The 17,444-nt window shown below is 37.2% G+C and carries 19 protein-coding genes and 8 tRNA genes; 26 read left to right on the top strand and 1 reads right to left on the bottom strand.

The annotated features are described in order from the left end of the window. The first annotated feature begins 324 nt into the window (after positions 1-324). The 3 genes from cshA to P2Q73_RS02375 all read left to right on the top strand — a co-directional run bounded on the left by cshA (position 325) and on the right by P2Q73_RS02375 (position 4,055). On the top strand, positions 325-1,875 hold the full coding sequence (gene cshA, locus P2Q73_RS02385) for a degradosome RNA helicase CshA (RefSeq protein ID WP_053591670.1): 1,551 nt from the start codon (positions 325-327) through the stop codon (positions 1,873-1,875). 202 nt (positions 1,876-2,077) lie between these two features. After that, a complete protein-coding gene (locus P2Q73_RS02380; protein ID WP_053591671.1) occupies positions 2,078-2,557 on the top strand; it encodes a PH domain-containing protein in 480 nt (159 codons plus the stop codon). Next, positions 2,550-4,055, top strand: coding sequence for a PH domain-containing protein (locus P2Q73_RS02375; protein ID WP_056831144.1), 1,506 nt, complete (start codon positions 2,550-2,552; stop codon positions 4,053-4,055). The genes P2Q73_RS02380 and P2Q73_RS02375 overlap by 8 nt, the downstream gene beginning before the upstream one ends. A gap of 617 nt (positions 4,056-4,672) precedes the next feature. Here P2Q73_RS02375 and P2Q73_RS02370 read toward each other — a convergent pair. Continuing rightward, entirely contained in the window at positions 4,673-5,299 is a 627-nt protein-coding gene (locus P2Q73_RS02370) for a rhomboid family intramembrane serine protease (RefSeq protein WP_275783509.1), read from the bottom strand. Positions 5,300-5,365: 66 nt separating this feature from the next. On the opposite strand from P2Q73_RS02370, the gene acpS reads away from it, so the two are divergent. The 23 genes from acpS (at position 5,366) to P2Q73_RS02255 (ending at position 17,372) form a co-directional block, all read left to right on the top strand. Continuing rightward, positions 5,366-5,719, top strand: coding sequence for a holo-ACP synthase (gene acpS, locus P2Q73_RS02365; protein ID WP_053591673.1), 354 nt, complete (start codon positions 5,366-5,368; stop codon positions 5,717-5,719). 59 nt (positions 5,720-5,778) lie between these two features. Next, positions 5,779-6,798, top strand: coding sequence for a LolA family protein (locus tag P2Q73_RS02360; protein WP_275783504.1), 1,020 nt, complete (start codon positions 5,779-5,781; stop codon positions 6,796-6,798). A 68-nt stretch (positions 6,799-6,866) separates the two neighbouring features. Further along, entirely contained in the window at positions 6,867-7,982 is a 1,116-nt protein-coding gene (alr, locus tag P2Q73_RS02355; RefSeq protein WP_275783502.1) for an alanine racemase, read from the top strand. A 115-nt stretch (positions 7,983-8,097) separates the two neighbouring features. Continuing rightward, positions 8,098-8,379, top strand: a complete 282-nt coding sequence (locus P2Q73_RS02350; RefSeq protein WP_231687494.1) for a transcriptional regulator — start codon at positions 8,098-8,100, stop codon at positions 8,377-8,379. A gap of 4 nt (positions 8,380-8,383) precedes the next feature. Further along, the gene (locus tag P2Q73_RS02345) at positions 8,384-8,734 is read left to right on the top strand and encodes a type II toxin-antitoxin system PemK/MazF family toxin (RefSeq protein WP_053591677.1); all 351 of its coding nucleotides are present in this window, start codon (positions 8,384-8,386) and stop codon (positions 8,732-8,734) included. Positions 8,735-8,910: 176 nt separating this feature from the next. After that, entirely contained in the window at positions 8,911-9,741 is an 831-nt protein-coding gene (locus tag P2Q73_RS02340) for an STAS domain-containing protein (RefSeq protein WP_275783497.1), read from the top strand. Then, positions 9,738-10,100: an STAS domain-containing protein gene (locus P2Q73_RS02335; RefSeq protein ID WP_053591679.1), complete on the top strand. Its 363-nt coding sequence runs from the start codon at positions 9,738-9,740 to the stop codon at positions 10,098-10,100. The genes P2Q73_RS02340 and P2Q73_RS02335 overlap by 4 nt, the downstream gene beginning before the upstream one ends. A 5-nt stretch (positions 10,101-10,105) precedes the next feature. Further along, positions 10,106-10,507, top strand: coding sequence for an anti-sigma regulatory factor (locus tag P2Q73_RS02330; RefSeq protein WP_053591680.1), 402 nt, complete (start codon positions 10,106-10,108; stop codon positions 10,505-10,507). Between the two features lie 14 nt (positions 10,508-10,521). Continuing rightward, positions 10,522-11,520 carry a PP2C family protein-serine/threonine phosphatase gene (locus tag P2Q73_RS02325; protein ID WP_056830858.1) on the top strand — a complete coding sequence of 333 codons (999 nt, stop codon included), beginning with the start codon at positions 10,522-10,524 and terminating at the stop codon, positions 11,518-11,520. 69 nt (positions 11,521-11,589) lie between these two features. Next, entirely contained in the window at positions 11,590-11,934 is a 345-nt protein-coding gene (locus tag P2Q73_RS02320; RefSeq protein ID WP_056830856.1) for an STAS domain-containing protein, read from the top strand. Then, complete coding sequence (gene rsbW, locus P2Q73_RS02315) at positions 11,921-12,391, top strand: anti-sigma B factor RsbW (protein WP_053591683.1); 471 nt, start codon at positions 11,921-11,923, stop codon at positions 12,389-12,391. Before P2Q73_RS02320 ends, rsbW begins: the two co-directional genes overlap by 14 nt. After that, the gene (gene sigB / locus P2Q73_RS02310) at positions 12,369-13,154 is read left to right on the top strand and encodes an RNA polymerase sigma factor SigB (RefSeq protein ID WP_056830854.1); all 786 of its coding nucleotides are present in this window, start codon (positions 12,369-12,371) and stop codon (positions 13,152-13,154) included. Before rsbW ends, sigB begins: the two co-directional genes overlap by 23 nt. Continuing rightward, a complete protein-coding gene (locus tag P2Q73_RS02305; RefSeq protein WP_053591685.1) occupies positions 13,151-13,747 on the top strand; it encodes a PP2C family serine/threonine-protein phosphatase in 597 nt (198 codons plus the stop codon). Before sigB ends, P2Q73_RS02305 begins: the two co-directional genes overlap by 4 nt. Positions 13,748-13,836: 89 nt before the next feature. Further along, positions 13,837-16,005 (top strand): Tex family protein, encoded by a 2,169-nt coding sequence (locus P2Q73_RS02300; RefSeq protein WP_275783485.1) that lies wholly within the window; start codon positions 13,837-13,839, stop codon positions 16,003-16,005. Between the two features lie 59 nt (positions 16,006-16,064). Next, positions 16,065-16,535 (top strand): SprT family protein, encoded by a 471-nt coding sequence (locus P2Q73_RS02295; RefSeq protein WP_275783482.1) that lies wholly within the window; start codon positions 16,065-16,067, stop codon positions 16,533-16,535. An 80-nt stretch (positions 16,536-16,615) separates the two neighbouring features. Further along, positions 16,616-16,690, top strand: a tRNA-Asn gene (locus tag P2Q73_RS02290). A 6-nt stretch (positions 16,691-16,696) separates the two neighbouring features. Beyond that, a tRNA-Glu gene (locus P2Q73_RS02285) sits at positions 16,697-16,768 on the top strand. A 26-nt stretch (positions 16,769-16,794) separates the two neighbouring features. Next, a tRNA-Asp gene (locus tag P2Q73_RS02280) sits at positions 16,795-16,870 on the top strand. Positions 16,871-16,873: 3 nt separating this feature from the next. Further along, positions 16,874-16,948 (top strand) — tRNA-Gln (locus P2Q73_RS02275). A gap of 8 nt (positions 16,949-16,956) precedes the next feature. Then, a tRNA-Lys gene (locus P2Q73_RS02270) sits at positions 16,957-17,032 on the top strand. Positions 17,033-17,095: 63 nt separating this feature from the next. Further along, a tRNA-Leu gene (locus tag P2Q73_RS02265) sits at positions 17,096-17,182 on the top strand. Between the two features lie 8 nt (positions 17,183-17,190). Next, positions 17,191-17,267, top strand: a tRNA-Arg gene (locus P2Q73_RS02260). 31 nt (positions 17,268-17,298) lie between these two features. Then, a tRNA-Gly gene (locus tag P2Q73_RS02255) sits at positions 17,299-17,372 on the top strand. Positions 17,373-17,444 lie beyond the last annotated feature (72 nt).

The following is a 17,444-nucleotide window of genomic DNA, read 5'->3' as shown; positions in this document are numbered from 1 at the left end:
CAGTTGCTTATTCGTTGCAACGTAGGATATAGCATGATAGACTGTAAAGAGCAATGGATACATTTTGTGTGAAGACTCTTCAGCTTTTTATTGAAGAGTACTTTTTTTTGAACATAACGGTTTGTTGAAGTAATCAGAGTAATTACTCTATAACGAACCGCTCGGCAAAAGACCGGGCTTTCCCTTTAAATAAGACCCCTCTGAACTGAAAACCACAGAGAATTTTAAGAAACGGAAACGTTCCTCGTATAGGCTCGAATTTGCCGCAATTTCATCTGAAAATGTAACCATTTGTCAAAACAGAACAAAAAGGAGATTAAAATTTTGACAAATTTTTCAGAATTAAATATTAGCGCTTCTACACTAAAATCCGTTCAACGCATGGGTTTTGAAGAGGCAACACCAATCCAAGAAGGTACTATTACACATGCTATGGAAGGCCGCGATATTATTGGCCAAGCACAAACAGGTACAGGTAAAACTGCTGCTTTTGGTATCCCTATGATTGAAAAAATCGATACAAAAAACCCTAATATCCAAGCACTTATTATCGCTCCAACTCGCGAACTTGCAATCCAAGTTTCGGAAGAGCTTTATAAATTAGGTTACGACAAAAAGGTTCGTCTTTTATCTGTATATGGTGGTCAAGAAATTGGTCGTCAAATCCGTGCACTTAAAAACAAACCTCAAGTAATCGTTGGTACACCTGGTCGTATTCTTGACCACATCAACCGTCGTACGTTAAAACTTGATCAAGTTCAAACTCTTATCTTAGACGAAGCAGATGAAATGCTTAACATGGGATTCATCGAAGACATCAATACAATTTTAGAAAGTGTTCCTGATGAACGACAAACATTATTGTTCTCAGCTACAATGCCAGGACCAATTCGTAAAATTGCTGATAAATTCATGAAAGATCCAGTAGAAGTAAAAATCAAGTCTAAAGAAATGACTGTTGAAAACATTGAACAGTTCTTCGTAAAAGCTACAGAGCGTGAAAAGTTCGATGTTCTTTCAAGAATATTAAATGTACACCAACCTGAGCTTGCAATAGTCTTCGGTCGTACAAAACGTCGTGTAGACGAATTAGCTCAAGCACTAAGCATTCGTGGTTACCTAGCGGAAGGAATTCACGGAGATTTAAGCCAAGCGAAACGTATGTCTGTATTAAAACAATTCAAATCAAATAAAATTGATATCCTTGTTGCAACAGATGTAGCAGCACGTGGATTAGATATTTCTGGTGTAACACATGTATATAACTTTGATATTCCACAAGATCCTGAAAGCTATGTTCACCGTATTGGTCGTACAGGCCGTGCAGGAAAACATGGTATCGCTGTAACTTTCGTAACACCAAGAGAAATGGGTTACTTACGTATCGTAGAGGATACTACGAAAAAACGTATGACACCTCTTCGTCCACCAAGTTCAGACGAAGCGTTAGTCGGCCAACAACGTGTTGCGATTGAAACATTATCAGAAATCGTGAACAAAAATGATTTAGGTGATTACCGCACATTAGCTTCGGAAATGCTTGAAAAGTTTGAAGCTGTTGATGTAATTGCTGCAGCAATTAAATCATTGACGAAAGAACCAGATGATACGCCAATCGCACTTTCTGAAGAACGTCCATTACCAGCTCGTAGAGAGCGTAGCGGTGGTGGCGGACGCAGTGGCGGCGGTGGTTACAAAGGTAATCGCAGTGGTGGCGGCGCGGGACGCAGTTCTTCAGGTCGTGGAGGTAGCGATCGTGGGGGTTCACGTTCAGGTGGCGGTGGTCGTCCTAGCAGCTCACGTCGTAGCAGTGGTCCACGTGATGGCTCTACTCAACGTAGCACTAGAACTCGTTCACCACGTAACGAAAACTAAAATTAACTCAAAGGATGAATCTTACATTTCGATGTGGATTCATCCTTTTTTTATGTAAAATTAAAAAGCCAAGGATAATCGAACCACGGAATAATCGGTTGGCTCTAATTAAAAGTTGATAGACTTCGAGAAACATTCCTAAAAATTTTGAAACATTTTGTCTTACAAATCGTATACAATGACAAGAGAAGAGGTGTTTACAATGAGAACAGAACCAATAAATCGGATATCTGAAAAAGGGCTTCGCGTGTGGAGAATTTATGGAATCTTTCAAACGCTCCTTGCGATTTTGCTTGGAGTTGGAGTAAGTGTTATAAATTATTTTAATGGGAACTTTATTTGGTTATACATAGTTGTAGGAGCAGTTGTATTATTGATAGCATATTTATTGATTTACTTATTTCCCAAAGTAAGATGGATGCGCTGGCGTTATGAAGTACGTGAACAAGAAATTGAATTACAGCATGGATTATTTGTAGTGAAGCGAACGTTGGTACCAATGGTTCGTGTCCAACATGTTGATACGGAGCAAGGTCCAATATTAAGAAAGTACGATTTAGCTTCTATTACTATTTCTACTGCAGCGACGAATCATACTATTCCTGCACTCATTACAGAAGAAGCAGATGAACTAAGGGGAAGAATTTCTGTACTTGCAAGGGTGGCGGAAGATGATGTCTAACGAAAAATATAAGCTACACCCAATCTCCGCTGTTATTAACTTTGTGAAAGTTTTAAAAGATATGATTGTGCCGTTAATAGCTGTTGTGGTGTTAAATGGTTTTGGAACAAGTACCGAATCAGATGGTTGGTATTCTTATATTACATCAGGTATTTATGCTGTTGTTCTAATATTTCTATTAGTTAGCGGTATCATCAAGTGGAAACGGTTTAGATATTGGTTCGAGGATGAAGAATTGCGAATCGAGTATGGATTGTTCGTCAAGAAAAAACGATATATTCCATTTGATCGTATTCAAAGCTTAAACTATACAGAGGGTATTTTTCATCGACCATTCGGTCTTGTTAAAGTAAAAGTTGAAACGGCTGGTGGCGGACCAACAAAAGAAGCGGACGCCGAATTAACCGCAATAACAAAACATGCCGCTGAACAAATAAAAAAAGAAATGCTAATAGCTAAAAATAAGCAATCAGAAGAAATAGAAATAGATGAATCGATTCTAATAGAAGAAGTTGTAAAAGTAGAGACGCGACCGATTTTTAAAATTTCGATGAAAGATTTATTTGTCTTAGCGAGCACTTCTGGTGGTATGGGAGTATTTTTCTCGGGGATAGCCGTATTTGCTTCCCAATTTTCCAATATCATCCCCTATGAAAAAATATATGATGAGATAGTAGTGTTCATTCGTTTTGGAGCCCTTCTAATAGCATTGGCTGTTTTCCTTGTTTTATTGGTTGCCTGGATTGTATCTGTAGTGCTTACCATTATTAATTATTATGACTTCACTATTCGTGTAGAAGATGACGAGATAATTATTACAAGAGGGTTATTGGAAAAGAAGAAAATCACGCTACCACTTTCTAGAATTCAAGGGGTAAGGATTGTGGAAAATCCTCTTCGGCAATGGACAGGATTTGCATCAGTTATTGTAGATAGTGCGGGTGGGTCCCTTGCAGAGAAGGATGAAAAGATTCGACTGCTACCTTTAATAAAAAAAGCAGAAATCAATCACGTATTGGAACAGATTTTTCATGAAATTCATATGGAACCAACATTCACAAAAGTTCCGAAGAAATCGAGAAGGTTTTTCTACCGACTAGATTATCTCTGGATTATTCCTATATGTGCGGCTGTTATTTACTTTTTTTATCCGTTTGGGCTCCTGTCGCTTATTTTAATTCCTCTAAGTTACCTCTTAGGAATGTGGCAACATCGAACTGCTGGATATGCAATAGAGGGACAGCACTTAATAATGCGCTATCGAAATATTAGTAAAGTAACGATTTGGATGGAAAAGAGACGCATCCAGTCTATGACGGAAAGAACGACTTATTTTCAAAAAAGACAAAACATATCATCCGTTATCACCACTATTAAATCGGGAATAGGTGGCGAATCATCCACTGTTCCTCATTTAGATAAATCGGATGCAGAAAAGCTGCTCAATTGGTATGAACCATTCAAACCTCATATGATAGAAAAAGAACAGCCGGAATAGGCTGTTTTTTTTAGACTGTAGACAAACTTAATTTTGGGTGCATAGAGTTGTATAATTAAATTCGGCAAGGACCACCACTTCGCTTTCCGTGGGCTTGGCTTCAGCCTCCTCGTCACTGCGTTCCTGCGGGGTCTTCTGCTCAAGCTGTTCCCACAGGAGTCTTCGTGGTGGTCCTTACCTTATAAACAATTTTTTATAGATATCTACTATCTTTACTTTTAAATGGATAAAGTAATCTCTTTTGGAAGATTTCTTTATACATAACGTTTATAAAAATACAATTCTCGTCAAGCTGAGGGGCTGTCCAATAAGTCCCTAAAATAAAGCAGATGGAGAAAAACGACTCTTTTTTCTCCATCTGCTTTTGTGTTTCCATCTAATAATGTTGATTGAGTGAAGTAATTGATTGGGGTGAAAGGCGGCGACTCCTGCGGGAAAGCGAGAAAGTCCGAGACCCCGCACGTAGCGTGAGCTGCGGAGGAGGCTCGGCGCTCGCCCGCGGAAAGCGTCCGCCTGGAACGGAAATCTATCATATTTTTTAATAGAAGCTACGAAGAAAGAAGCTGCCCTTAAAAGTCATTTTTTTGACTTTCAGGACAGCCTCTTCTATTTGAAATTTACAATACCTTAAATTTGTTCTTTTTCTTTTTCCATGCTGCGATTCGTTTTGGGTGGAAGTATATTAACCCAATGATAAACCCTGTAACTAGCCCCGCTATATGGGCAGTAACATTAATATTTGCTTGAAGGAATGTCATCACCACACCAATTACAATGATAGGCAAGATAATTTGTTTTAACTGTGGCAATAAATTTTTCGTATAATAAACTAAAGCGCCAAATGCTCCCAAAATACCATAGATTGCTCCACTAGCACCAACGCTCATATAATTCCAATCTTGAATTAAATAGGTAACAATATTACCGACAAGTCCAGATAGCAAGTATATTGTTAAAAAGCGTGCTTTTCCAGTTAATCGCTCTAGCTCTGGACCAAACAGATACAAAGAGAACATATTGAAAAGCAAATGCATAAAGCTAGCATGTAAAAACATTGGTGATATTAATCGCCAATACTCACCTTCACTAATGAGCAAATTAAAACCAATTCCTAAATTAAATAATTGATCCCCTAGAATTGGAATACCCGTTAGAATAAAGATAACAATATTCAAAGCAAGTAAAATAGACACAACAGGATATAACTTAATATATTGCTTAAAGTTTTCTCTTCTTACAAACATATCGTCACCTCAAATTTTCTAATAATAGTATAGCCTGTATTAGCGGCATTTGAAAGGAGTAACATCGTGATTACTGGAATTGGATTAGATATTACAGAACTACATAGAGTGAAATCAATTAAAAATAAAACAAATAAATTCGAAGAACGTATTCTTACAAAAAAAGAAATCGAGCAGATGCAAGGGTTATCCGAAAACAGACAAATAGAATTTTTAGCAGGACGCTTTGCTGCGAAAGAGGCTTTTTCCAAAGCAAAGGGAACTGGAATCGGCAAAAACTGTAGTTTTCAAGATATTGAAATAATTCGAGAGACTAGTGGAAGACCAACCCTTTATTTTAAAGGAAAGCTAGTAAATGGATTTGTTTCAATCACCCATACAAAAGAATATGCAGCTGCTCAAGTAATTCTGGAATCATAAATGGTAGTCCACCTACATACAATGAACGAACGCAGTGATAATAGAAAGGGTGGACTGATTTGAAGAGCCGACTGGCTAAAATGTTGTTTGCATTAACGATGATCCTGATACTTTCTGCATGTGGGGCCCAATCCAAAGAAGACGTTTTGAAAAAGTTGAGCAACAAATGGATAGATACGAAAGGGTATGAACTGACAGCAGAAATGAGTATTCAAACGGGTCAAGATCCAAGAGTTTATCAAGTGGAAGTATGGCACACAAAACCAGATTTTTACCGTGTGAAAGTTGCTGACGCAAAAGAAGAAAATACGCAAATGATTGTTCGAAACAAAGAGGGAGTTTTTGTTGTAACACCTGCACTTAACAAAACGTATAAATTCCAAAGCAAATGGCCATCTGAAAATAGCCAAGCCTATTTAATAGGTTCTCTTGCGGAAGACATTAAAAAAGACAAATCTGCCAAATTTAAAGAAGAAGGTAATAAATACGTCTTTGAAACAAAAACAAATAATAACCATAAAAACATGCTACCGTTCCAAAAAATCTATATCGACAAAAAGACATTATTACCAACGGATGTTTCTATCTTAAATGAAAATAAAGAAGAACAAATTCACATTAAATTTAATAAGGTGACATTGGGTAAAGTTCATACTGCGGATGAATTCAAAATTGAACAATCTCCAACTGGTCAAGCAGATGAAGGGACAGTAGAAGCTTCAGCTGATATGGACAATGCTGAATTTGAAACACACTATCCAATGGCGCAAATTGATCAAGTGCATTTAATTGATGAGAAGGTTTTAGAAGTAGATGGTGATAAGAGAGTTATTTTAACATTTAGCGGTGAAAAAGAGTTTACAATTATTCAACAGCTTACGGAGAAGAGTACTTCTTCAACGATTCCAGTATTTGCACCAGGAGATCCAGTTGATTTAGGATTTGCTATTGGTGCTGTAACGGATCAATCTATTTCTTGGGAAAAAGATGGAATGTCCTTCTTCCTAGCTTCGTCATCCTTATCGAAAGAAGAAATGATAGAAGTAGCATCCTCCATGTCCGTAGCTGAACCGAAGTGATTGAGTGTTGACTACTCCTTCGTAAGAGGAGGATAATAAACACTAAAAATGAAAAAGAGGTAAGTTCCATGTCGCAATTATTGTATCGACCAACATTCATTCAAATAAACTTACAAGCAATCCAATCAAATATACAACAATTGAAGCAAACACTCCCAAAGCACACACAAATAATTGCAGTAGTAAAGGCGAATGCCTATGGGCATGGCGATATAGAAGTGGCAAATGCCGCATTAATTGCTGGTGCTAAAGTATTAGCAGTTGCGACTCCAGAGGAAGCACTGCATATTAGAGAGGCAGGAATAACAGCTGAACTTCTTGTACTCGGAGCAGCACCAGCATCTTTTTTCTCTAAAGCCTCTGAGTTGAATATTACATTAACCGCGTATTCTCTTGAATGGCTCCAAACCGTTCAAGATGAATCGCTTAAAGTTCATTTGAAAATAGATAGTGGTATGGGAAGAATCGGTTTCGTAAAAGAAGAAGAACTAAAAGAGGCAATAGCATTTATTGATCAAAAAAAATATCTACAAGTAACTGGCGTATTCACGCATTTTTCCACAGCTGATGAAGAAGATAAAGAACATTTTCATAAGCAAGTAGCTAATTTTGCACGTATGCTTTCATTATTCGAAAGAAAACCGGACATGGTTCATACATCGAATAGTGCTGCTGCTTTAAGGTATCCCGATCAATCTTGGGATGCAGTTCGTTATGGAATTTCCATGTACGGTATTGCTCCTTCTCTATTTATGGATAATTGTTTACCTTTCCCTTTAAAAAGAGCGCTATCTCTCGAAACTGAAGTGGTGCACGTTAAAAAAGTGGAAAAAGGAACACCGATAGGCTATGGGGCTACATACAAAGCTGAAGAAGATGAATGGATTGCAACACTTCCTATTGGATATGCAGATGGACTGTTTAGAAAGTTGCAAAACCAGGCAGTTTTAATAAAAGGAAAAAGGGTACCAATAGTAGGAAGGGTTTGCATGGATCAATGCATGATTCGACTAAAAGAACCCGTTTCTATAGGTGAAAAAGTAGTTCTAATAGGCAAACAAAAAACGGAAGAAATCAAAATAGAAGAATGGGCAGATGCACTAGAAACAATACCATATGAAGTTTGTTGCATGCTCTCTAATAGAATACCAAGGGTATACAGTAATAAAACTTCGACAAAATAATACTACAAGCAGAATTTGTCAAACCATTTCTTATTATGTCTTTTATTTCGCTGATAGTAGTGGTAATATAAAGTATATTGTCATATAGGGAAATGTTTTGTCGGAGGTGTTTGCTGTGGTAAGTGATAAAAAGAAAAAGGAAGCGATTATTCAGCTTCCAAAGCAAATGGTTAATGAAGGAGTAAAAACCGTAAAACAATCATTAGCTGGTAGTGAAGGTATTGTACGTGTACAGGCAAAGGAATATATGAAGAAAGGCCAGTCAAATCTTATAAGAGAAGCGATGATGAAGGGCTATGTTGAAATGTCTCATATAAACTTAACTATCTGCACTGAGTGTTTACATGCAGAGTATGAAGCTCAACATACGACAGAGCGACTCGTAAGTGGAGGATGAAAACTTGATCGTAAAACGTGGGGACGTTTTTTTCGCAGATTTATCACCAGTAATAGGGTCTGAGCAAGGGGGCACCAGACCCGTTTTGGTGATACAAAATGATATTGGTAATCGATTTAGTCCTACTGTCATCATTGCAGCAATTACCGCACAGATACAAAAAGCAAAATTGCCGACACATGTTGAAATAAATGCAAAACAGTATGATTTCGAACGTGATTCTGTTATTTTATTAGAACAGCTACGAACGATAGATAAATCACGACTTACTGATAAAATTACACATCTTGATGAAGATGTAATGGATGAAGTAGATCATGCTTTAGGTATAAGCTTAGGAATTGTAAAATTTTAATACATAGATAAAACACGATGTGTGACCGACGAGACACATCGTGTTTTTTATTTTTTAATATATGTTAAACTATGTAATAACGTAATCTATTTAGAGTAGTTGAAAAAGATGTAAAGTAAATGAATATTCGATACAATAATACTAACAATTTTGATTGAGGAGTTGTATGTAATAAAATGAATAAACAAATTGCTGGGTATATTCACGAGCATTTAGATGAAATATTAGAAAAGTGGACAGTGAAAATGGAAGAGGAGAACGACGATCGATTTTTTCAAATAATGTCCGATCAAGTTATTAATAGCACTGTACGTGAATTTGGAGATCTGATTATATCTAGTTTAACTGAAAGTGAAGAAATATATAAAGTAAAGTTAAATGAGTTCTCGGTCAAAGTAGTTCAATACGGATGGTCCGTTTCTTTCGTGTTAAAAGCGCTAACTAATTTTACGAATGTTCTCTATGTAAAAATGGATGAAGACGGTTATTTAAATGAAAAGAATATTCAATCATATATGGAAATTATTAATAACTGGATGACACCACTAACACATAGTATTGTCGAAGCGTATTCAAAAGTATGGGATAGAACCGTACAAGTACAAAAAATGGCTTTGCAGGAGTTATCTGCATCTCTTATTCCGATGTTCGACAAAATTTCAGTAATGCCTTTAGTAGGTACAATTGATACGGAACGAGCAAAATTGATCATGGAAAATTTATTGCATGGTGTAGTAAAACATAGAGCGGAAGTCGTATTGCTAGATATTACAGGTGTTCCAGTTGTAGATACCATGGTAGCGCACCATATTATTCAAGCGGCAGATGCCGTTCGTTTAGTTGGCGCAAAATGTATGCTTGTTGGTATTCGACCAGAAATTGCACAAACAATCGTTGCACTTGGCATCAATTTAAATGATTTTACAACAACTAGCACAATGCAAAAAGGAGTCGAGCAGGCGCTTGCTCTTACAAATCGAGCTATTGTAGAGGTGGATGAACAATGAAAACAAGAATTCCAATATTAAAATTAAAAGACTGCTTAATCGTTTCTATTCAATGGGAGCTAGATGATCAAACGGCAATTTCTTTTCAAGAGGATTTATTGGACAAGCTTCATACTACTTCTGCAAGAGGGGTAGTGCTAGATTTAACTCCAATCGACTTTATCGATTCCTTCATCGCAAAAGTGCTAGGAGATGTTATTAGTATGTCTAGTCTTATGGGAGCAAAAGTTGTCATCACTGGAATTCAGCCTGCAGTAGCAATTACATTGATAGAATTAGGGATTCGACTAGAAAATATAGTAACAGCCCTGGACTTAGAAAATGGATTGGAAAAATTAGAACGAGAATTGGAGGCCTAATCCATATGAACTTTGAGTCTTCTGTTGATATTATAACAGAGTGGGACATTGTTGCTGCTAGGCAGCTTGGAAGAAACAAAGCAAAAGAAGTAGGCTTTGGAACAGTCGACCAAGCAAGAATTACTACAGCTATCAGTGAACTTGCTCGTAATATTTATTTATATGCTGGAAAAGGAAAGATAGAGATCAACCATATTACAGAAGGCAATCTTAAAGGGTTATTAGTTATCGCATCGGATGAAGGCCCAGGAATTGCGGATGTTCGAAAAGCTTTGGAAGATGGTTATACCACTTCCGGTGGACTAGGTGCAGGACTTCCTGGTGTGAAACGTTTGATGGATAATTTTAAGATTGAGACAGTAATTGGAGAGGGTACAAAGATTAGTGCTACTAAGTGGCTTAGATAGGAGGTGATTGAGGAGTGCCTCAAGAGTTTAAACGAGAATATAAAAATATATTAAAAGATTATACGTTAAGGCAAACAGAGCATAATTTATATGAGGGGCAAAACTTTAGTAAGCAACTTATACAGAAGAACATCTCCCCAGAAGATGTTATAAGCATACATAAGGCCTCTTTAGAAGAAATAATGCCCGAGTTACCTGAGAACGTCTCACATTCTTTTGATTTATTAATAGAAGTGATGATTCACTATGGTTTGGCGCTAAAAGAGCATCAAACTTTAATAAAAAAACAAGAAAATTTTAAAATGGAAATGGAACTAGCTGCAAACGTTCAAAAAACATTGCTAAAAACAAAAGTTCCAAATATGTCTGGTTTAGATATTGGAATGATTTCTGTCCCTGCAAAAGAAATGAATGGTGATTATGCTTATTTCTTAAGTGACGAAACAAACTTAGGTATAGCTGTAGCAGATGTTATTGGAAAAGGAATTCCCGCTGCACTTTGTATGTCGATGATTAAGTATGGGATGGATGGTTTATCAGGAGCAAAAACAGAACCTGTTGTTGTTTTGGATATTATTAATAGGATCGTAGAGAAAAGTGTTAGTGATTCGATGTTTATATCGATGTTTTATGGAACATATGATTCAACGAATAACGAGTTTACTTACGCTTCTGCTGGACATGAACCACCATTATTTTATTGTGAAAAAAGCAGTAGCTTTAAAGAGTTACAGGCAAAAGGCTTACTCCTTGGTGTTATTCCAAATGTTAAATATGAACAACAATCTATTGTATTAGATAAAGGTGATTTTGTTGTCATGATGACAGACGGTGTGACAGAGTGTCGCTCGAAGGAAGGCTTCATCGAACAACAAAAGGTGATGGAAATCATTGAAAGTGTGAAAAATGAACCTGCGCAAGTAATGGTTGAATACGTATTCCATAAGTTAGAAGAGTTACAGGATTTCGAACAACGAGATGATTTTACATTGGTCATCTTAAAGAAAATGTAATAGAAATGTTTATCACTGGCTAAAATGTGGTATAGATTACTATAGATAGCGAAAACGGGGGATAAAATAATGAATATTACAGTAGAGTTATTAGAAGAAAACATGAAGGTGACAGGGATTATTAAAGGCGAAATTGATGCTTTTACCGCACCTATTCTTCGAGAAAAATTAGCAGAAATTCAATTAGCAGAAAATCTTCAAGTTGAATTAAACTTGAAAGATGTATCATATATGGATAGTACAGGTTTAGGAGTTTTTGTTGGCTTTTACAAAAGCGTTAAAGCTTCCAATAGTCACTTAGAATTAACTGGTCTTTCATCTCGTTTAAAACGATTGTTTGATATAACTGGTTTAGGAGAGATTATGGATATTCAAGCAGTTAGTAAAGAGGTGAAAATAGATGAAACCGTTTGATTATGTTGAAATTCGATTGCCTGCAAAGCCACAGTATGTAAGTGTTGCTCGTTTAACAATTTCTGGGTTGGCAAACCGAATTGGATTTACTTATGACGATATAGAGGACTTAAAAATCGCCGCTAGTGAAGCCATTACTAATGCTGTTCAACATGCTTATACAGAGGATGAAGAAGGCGAAGTAGTAATTGGATGTGCCGTTTATGAAGATAAACTAGAAATAATGGTAGCAGATCATGGAAAGAGCTTTAACTTTGAGGAAACAAAAGCTAAAGTTGGACCGTATCACGATTTAGAAGAAGGTTCATTTCTACGGGAAGGCGGCCTAGGGTTATATTTGATTGAAACGTTAATGGATGAGGTTAAAGTCCATCACCAAGAGGGTGTAACTGTATTTATGACGAAGTATGTCGGAGTAGAGCAGGTGGATGAAAATGTCGAACACATCTCTTCATAACAAACAATCAAAGGAACAAATTTTAAAATGGATCGAAGATTATCAACAAAATGAGAGTGAAGAAGCACAAACGAATCTCGTATTAAATTACACTAGACTCGTGGAATCGATTGCGCGTAAATATTCGAATGGTAAGTCACATCATGAGGATATAGTACAAGTAGGGATGCTTGGCCTCTTAGGTGCTATTAGAAGATATGATCCATCCTTTGGAAGAAACTTTGAAGCATTTGCAATTCCAACGATAATTGGTGAAATTAAACGGTTTTTACGTGACAAAACTTGGGCGGTTCATGTTCCTCGAAGAATTAAAGAGCTAGGACCACGTATTCGTGCAGCGGTAGAAACGTTAACCATTGAATATCAGCGATCACCGTTAGTCCCAGAAATAGCGGATTATTTAGGAGTAGAAGTAGAAGACGTTTTAGAAGCGATGGAAATGGGTAAAAGCTATCAGGCTCTGTCTATGGACCATTCGCTGGATTCAGATTCTGATGGAAGTACTATCACTCTTTTTGACGTTATTGGAAACACAGACGGAGAGTACGAGAAAACAGATCAACGTTTACTTGTAGCTAATGCTTTAAATATACTTTCTGAACGAGAAAAAGAAATAATTCAGTTTACATATATTGAGCAATTAAGTCAAAAGGAAACTGGCGATCGTTTGGGGATTTCTCAAATGCATGTTTCTAGAATTCAAAGAAAAGCTATAAAAAAATTGCAAGCAGCAATATTAGCGTCAGGTGGAGTAGAAGAGTGAAATATATTTCAGATGAATCGGTAGACGTTTTAGTCTATCAAGAAGCTAAAACAGGTAACTTGGACTCTGGGGATACGTACTATATTTATAAAGATGATGATTACTTACTTTGTGCGATTGCGGATGGACTAGGAAATGGTCCGGTTGCAAAAGAATCAGCAGATGTAATGCCTGAGATTCTTGCTAACAACCTAAATGAGTCTTTGGATGATTTGCTGTTACTTTGCAATGAAAGAATGTTTCAAAAGAGAGGCGCCGCAGTTGCAATTGTAAGAGCAGATTTAAAAAACAAAACTATTTCGTATAGTTGCGTTGGCAATATTAAATTTTACATGTATCAAAGTAAAACAGACAAAATGATATATCCTTTACCTGTAATGGGCTATCTATCTGGTAGGAAGCAAAAGTTTCGCACTCAAACTTACTCTTACTCTGAAAAGGATAAATTCCTGATGCACTCGGACGGAGTAGAATTAAAGAATCCGAAAGAAACATTAAAAAGGGCGAATAGCACCAAATGTTTATATGAGTCTTTAATTGACATTATCAAGCATGGTGATGATGCAACATTTATCGCAGGAAGCTTACTCTAGCATTAGGGTAAGCTTTTTTGTTTGTTCAGTTTAGAACAAGTATGGGGCTTGTGTTAAAATAGATACAATATGGAAAGGGTGACTTTGTTTTGGAAATAAAAAAAATGTTACAGCTTGTTTCAAAAGAAACAGGCGTTAAAACTACGCAAGCAGAACAAGTAATCAAACTATTAGAAGAAGGAAATACAGTTCCCTTTATCGCACGATATAGAAAAGAACAAACTGGATCTTTAGATGAGGTGCAAATTAAAGCAATTGAAGATCGGTACAATTACATACAACAGCTAGAACAACGAAAAGAAGAGGTTATCCGCTTAATAGACGAACAAGGCAAGTTAACTGAAGAATTGATTACTTCTATTAATAATGCAACCGTACTACAGCGTGTAGAGGATTTATATCGTCCCTATAAACAAAAAAGAAGAACGAAGGCTACGATTGCAAAAGAAAAAGGATTAGAACCTTTAGCGAACTTGCTACTTTCTTTCCCAAAAGAGTCGGTAGAAAAATTAGCAACTGATTATTTAAATGAAGAATTAGAAGTTCTTACTATTGAGGATGCTCTTCAGGGAGCAAGAGATATACTAGCGGAACAATTTGCAGATGATGCAAAAATTCGTGAACAAATACGTAATATCTCTAGAGCAGATGGTAAAGTGATTTCCTCCGTCAAAAAGGCTGAATTGGATGAGAAAAACATATTCGAAATGTATTATGAATATGAAGAACCGGTGAAAAAAATAGTACCGCATAGAACACTAGCTTTAAATCGTGGTGAGAAAGAGGATGTTCTAAAGGTAAGTATCCAAGTTCCTATTGAAAAAGTAACTAGTGTTATGAAATTACAATGGGTTCCAAATAACACTTCCAGTGATGCGGTTGAACATGTAGAAATGTCCATTGAAGATTCTTACAAACGTTTGATTCAACCATCTGTCGAAAGAGAGATTCGTACGGAGCTGACAGAAAAAGCAGAAGCACAAGCAATTCATATATTCTCGGAAAATTTACGTAATCTGTTACTACAACCTCCTTTAAAAGGAAAAATAATTTTGGGTGTAGACCCTGCATATCGAACAGGGTGTAAGTTGGCGGTAGTAGATGATACAGGAAAATTATTAGAAGTATCCGCTATTTATCCGCATGCCCCTAAAATGGACGTAGAAGGATCTAAAAATAGAGTTCTATCTTATTTAGAGAAATATCCAATTTCATTGATTGCAATCGGAAATGGGACAGCTTCTCGTGAAACAGAGCAATTCATAGTTGATTGCTTAAAAGAAGTAGAGGGCGATGTAGCGTACGTTATTGTCAATGAAGCAGGTGCCAGTGTTTACTCAGCGTCGGAAACTGCAAGAAATGAGTTTCCTGACTTGCAGGTGGAGCAGCGAAGTGCCGTTTCCATAGCAAGACGTTTACAAGATCCCCTTGCAGAACTTGTGAAAATCGATCCAAAAGCAGTGGGTGTAGGTCAGTACCAACATGATGTATCCCAAAAGAAACTATCCGAATCACTTTCTTTTATAGTAGAAACTGCAGTTAATCAGGTTGGAGTTAATGTAAACACTGCCTCTGCATCTTTACTACAATACGTTTCAGGGCTATCTAAGACAGTAGCAGAAAATGTCGTGAATCTAAGAAACGAACAAGGTAGATTTACATCAAGAGCACAGCTAAAGAAAATACCTAGACTTGGAGCTAAAACCTATGAGCAAGCAATTGGATTCTTGCGTGTTCCGGATGCAAAAAATCCATTCGATGCCACTGGAATTCACCCAGAGAGCTATAAAGCTGCAGAACAAGTATTAGAAATTGCAGGATTGAAAAAGTCTCAAATCGGATCTAAAGAGGCAGAAGAAGCCTTGAAGAATATTAATATTGCAGATGTGAGTAAGGAATTAGAGATTGGTGAAATCACTCTAAAAGATATAGTGGATACATTGATTAAACCTACTAGAGATCCACGAGAAGCATTTCCGCAACCGATTTTGAAAAAAGATGTACTTAAGATGGAAGATCTTCAAACAGGAATGGAGCTCCAAGGAACAGTTCGAAACGTAGTAGATTTTGGAGCATTTGTCGATATAGGTGTAAAACAAGATGGACTAGTTCATATATCTAAGCTGAAAAAAGGATTTGTTAAACATCCACTTGATGTCGTTTCATTAGGAGACATCGTAACTGTATGGGTAGAACAGTATGACGCCAATAAAGGAAGAATCGCACTTACGATGCTACCTCCACAAGAACAAGTGTGAGAGTTAAGAATTGTCCAATGAGCACTCATTGGACAAGTTCTTTTTTAGGAGCGAGTTAAATGACAGATGAAAAACTTTTAAAATTAGTATGCAATGTATCAAAAACAATCTTTGGGAAAGACTTTCAACATGAAGCTACCTTTAATAGGCGCCTCCGAACAACTGGCGGAAGGTATTTGTTGCGAACACATAATATCGAAATAAACCCACTAGTCTTTGAAAAACATGGGTTGGAAGAATTAGTTGGTGTTATAAAACATGAACTTTGTCATTATCACCTACATATAGAGGGAAAAGGATATAAACATAGAGATGCCGATTTTAGAGAACTTCTAAAAAGAACAAACTCTCCAAGATTTTGTTCGACCCTCGTTGAACCTAAAGTGATTAAAAGGAAGAAAATCTATACGTATTTATGTGAAAAATGCTCACTTCTATATAATCGAAAAATTCGATTAAATACTGAGAAATACAGGTGTGGCAAGTGTTTAGGGAAATTAGTTTTAGTTACTAGTAAAATTTCTAAATAAATTTCGGAAAAGTGGTTGACGTTTTGTTAAAGGCTCTCTATAATAGAAAAAGTCGAGTAAAACAAAACGACAAAAATTATTCCGAAGTAGCTCAGTGGTAGAGCAATCGGCTGTTAACCGATCGGTCGTAGGTTCGAGTCCTACCTTCGGAGCCATTATATGGCCCCTTGGTCAAGCGGTTAAGACACCGCCCTTTCACGGCGGTAACACGGGTTCGAATCCCGTAGGGGTCATTTCTAATTATAAAATTTTTTTCAAAGGTCCCGTGGTGTAGCGGTTAACATGCCTGCCTGTCACGCAGGAGATCGCCGGTTCGATCCCGGTCGGGACCGCCATGTTGGGGTATAGCCAAGCGGTAAGGCAACGGATTTTGATTCCGTCATGCCCTGGTTCGAATCCAGGTACCCCAGCCATTTATTTCGAGCCATTAGCTCAGTTGGTAGAGCATCTGACTTTTAATCAGAGGGTCGTAGGTTCGAATCCTACATGGCTCACCATTTTAGTTGTTGACAATCTCTCGTTTTGGGAGTATAATAAATTTTGTCCTAAGTGATAACTACGCGGTCGTGGCGGAACGGCAGACGCGCTAGGTTGAGGGCCTAGTGGGGGTTAACCCCGTGGAGGTTCAAGTCCTCTCGGCCGCACCAAAGCACATGCGCCCGTAGCTCAATTGGATAGAGCGTCTGACTACGGATCAGAAGGTTGTGGGTTCGACTCCTGCCGGGCGCGCCAAAAAAACAACAACATTATATCTTATATTAACGCGGGTGTAGTTTAGTGGTAAAACCTCAGCCTTCCAAGCTGATGATGAGAGTTCGATTCTCTTCACCCGCTCCATTATTTTTAAAACATGAACATTGAAAACTGAACATGCAAAACGTTAAGACATATAGCTTGATAGACTAGCTT

The sequence above is a fragment of the Bacillus sp. Cr_A10 genome, assembly GCF_029222665.1.
GTDB lineage: Bacteria > Bacillota > Bacilli > Bacillales_A > Planococcaceae > Psychrobacillus.
The sequence above is the reverse complement of the archived record's forward strand: the minus strand, read 5'-3'. Positions and strand labels throughout refer to the sequence as shown.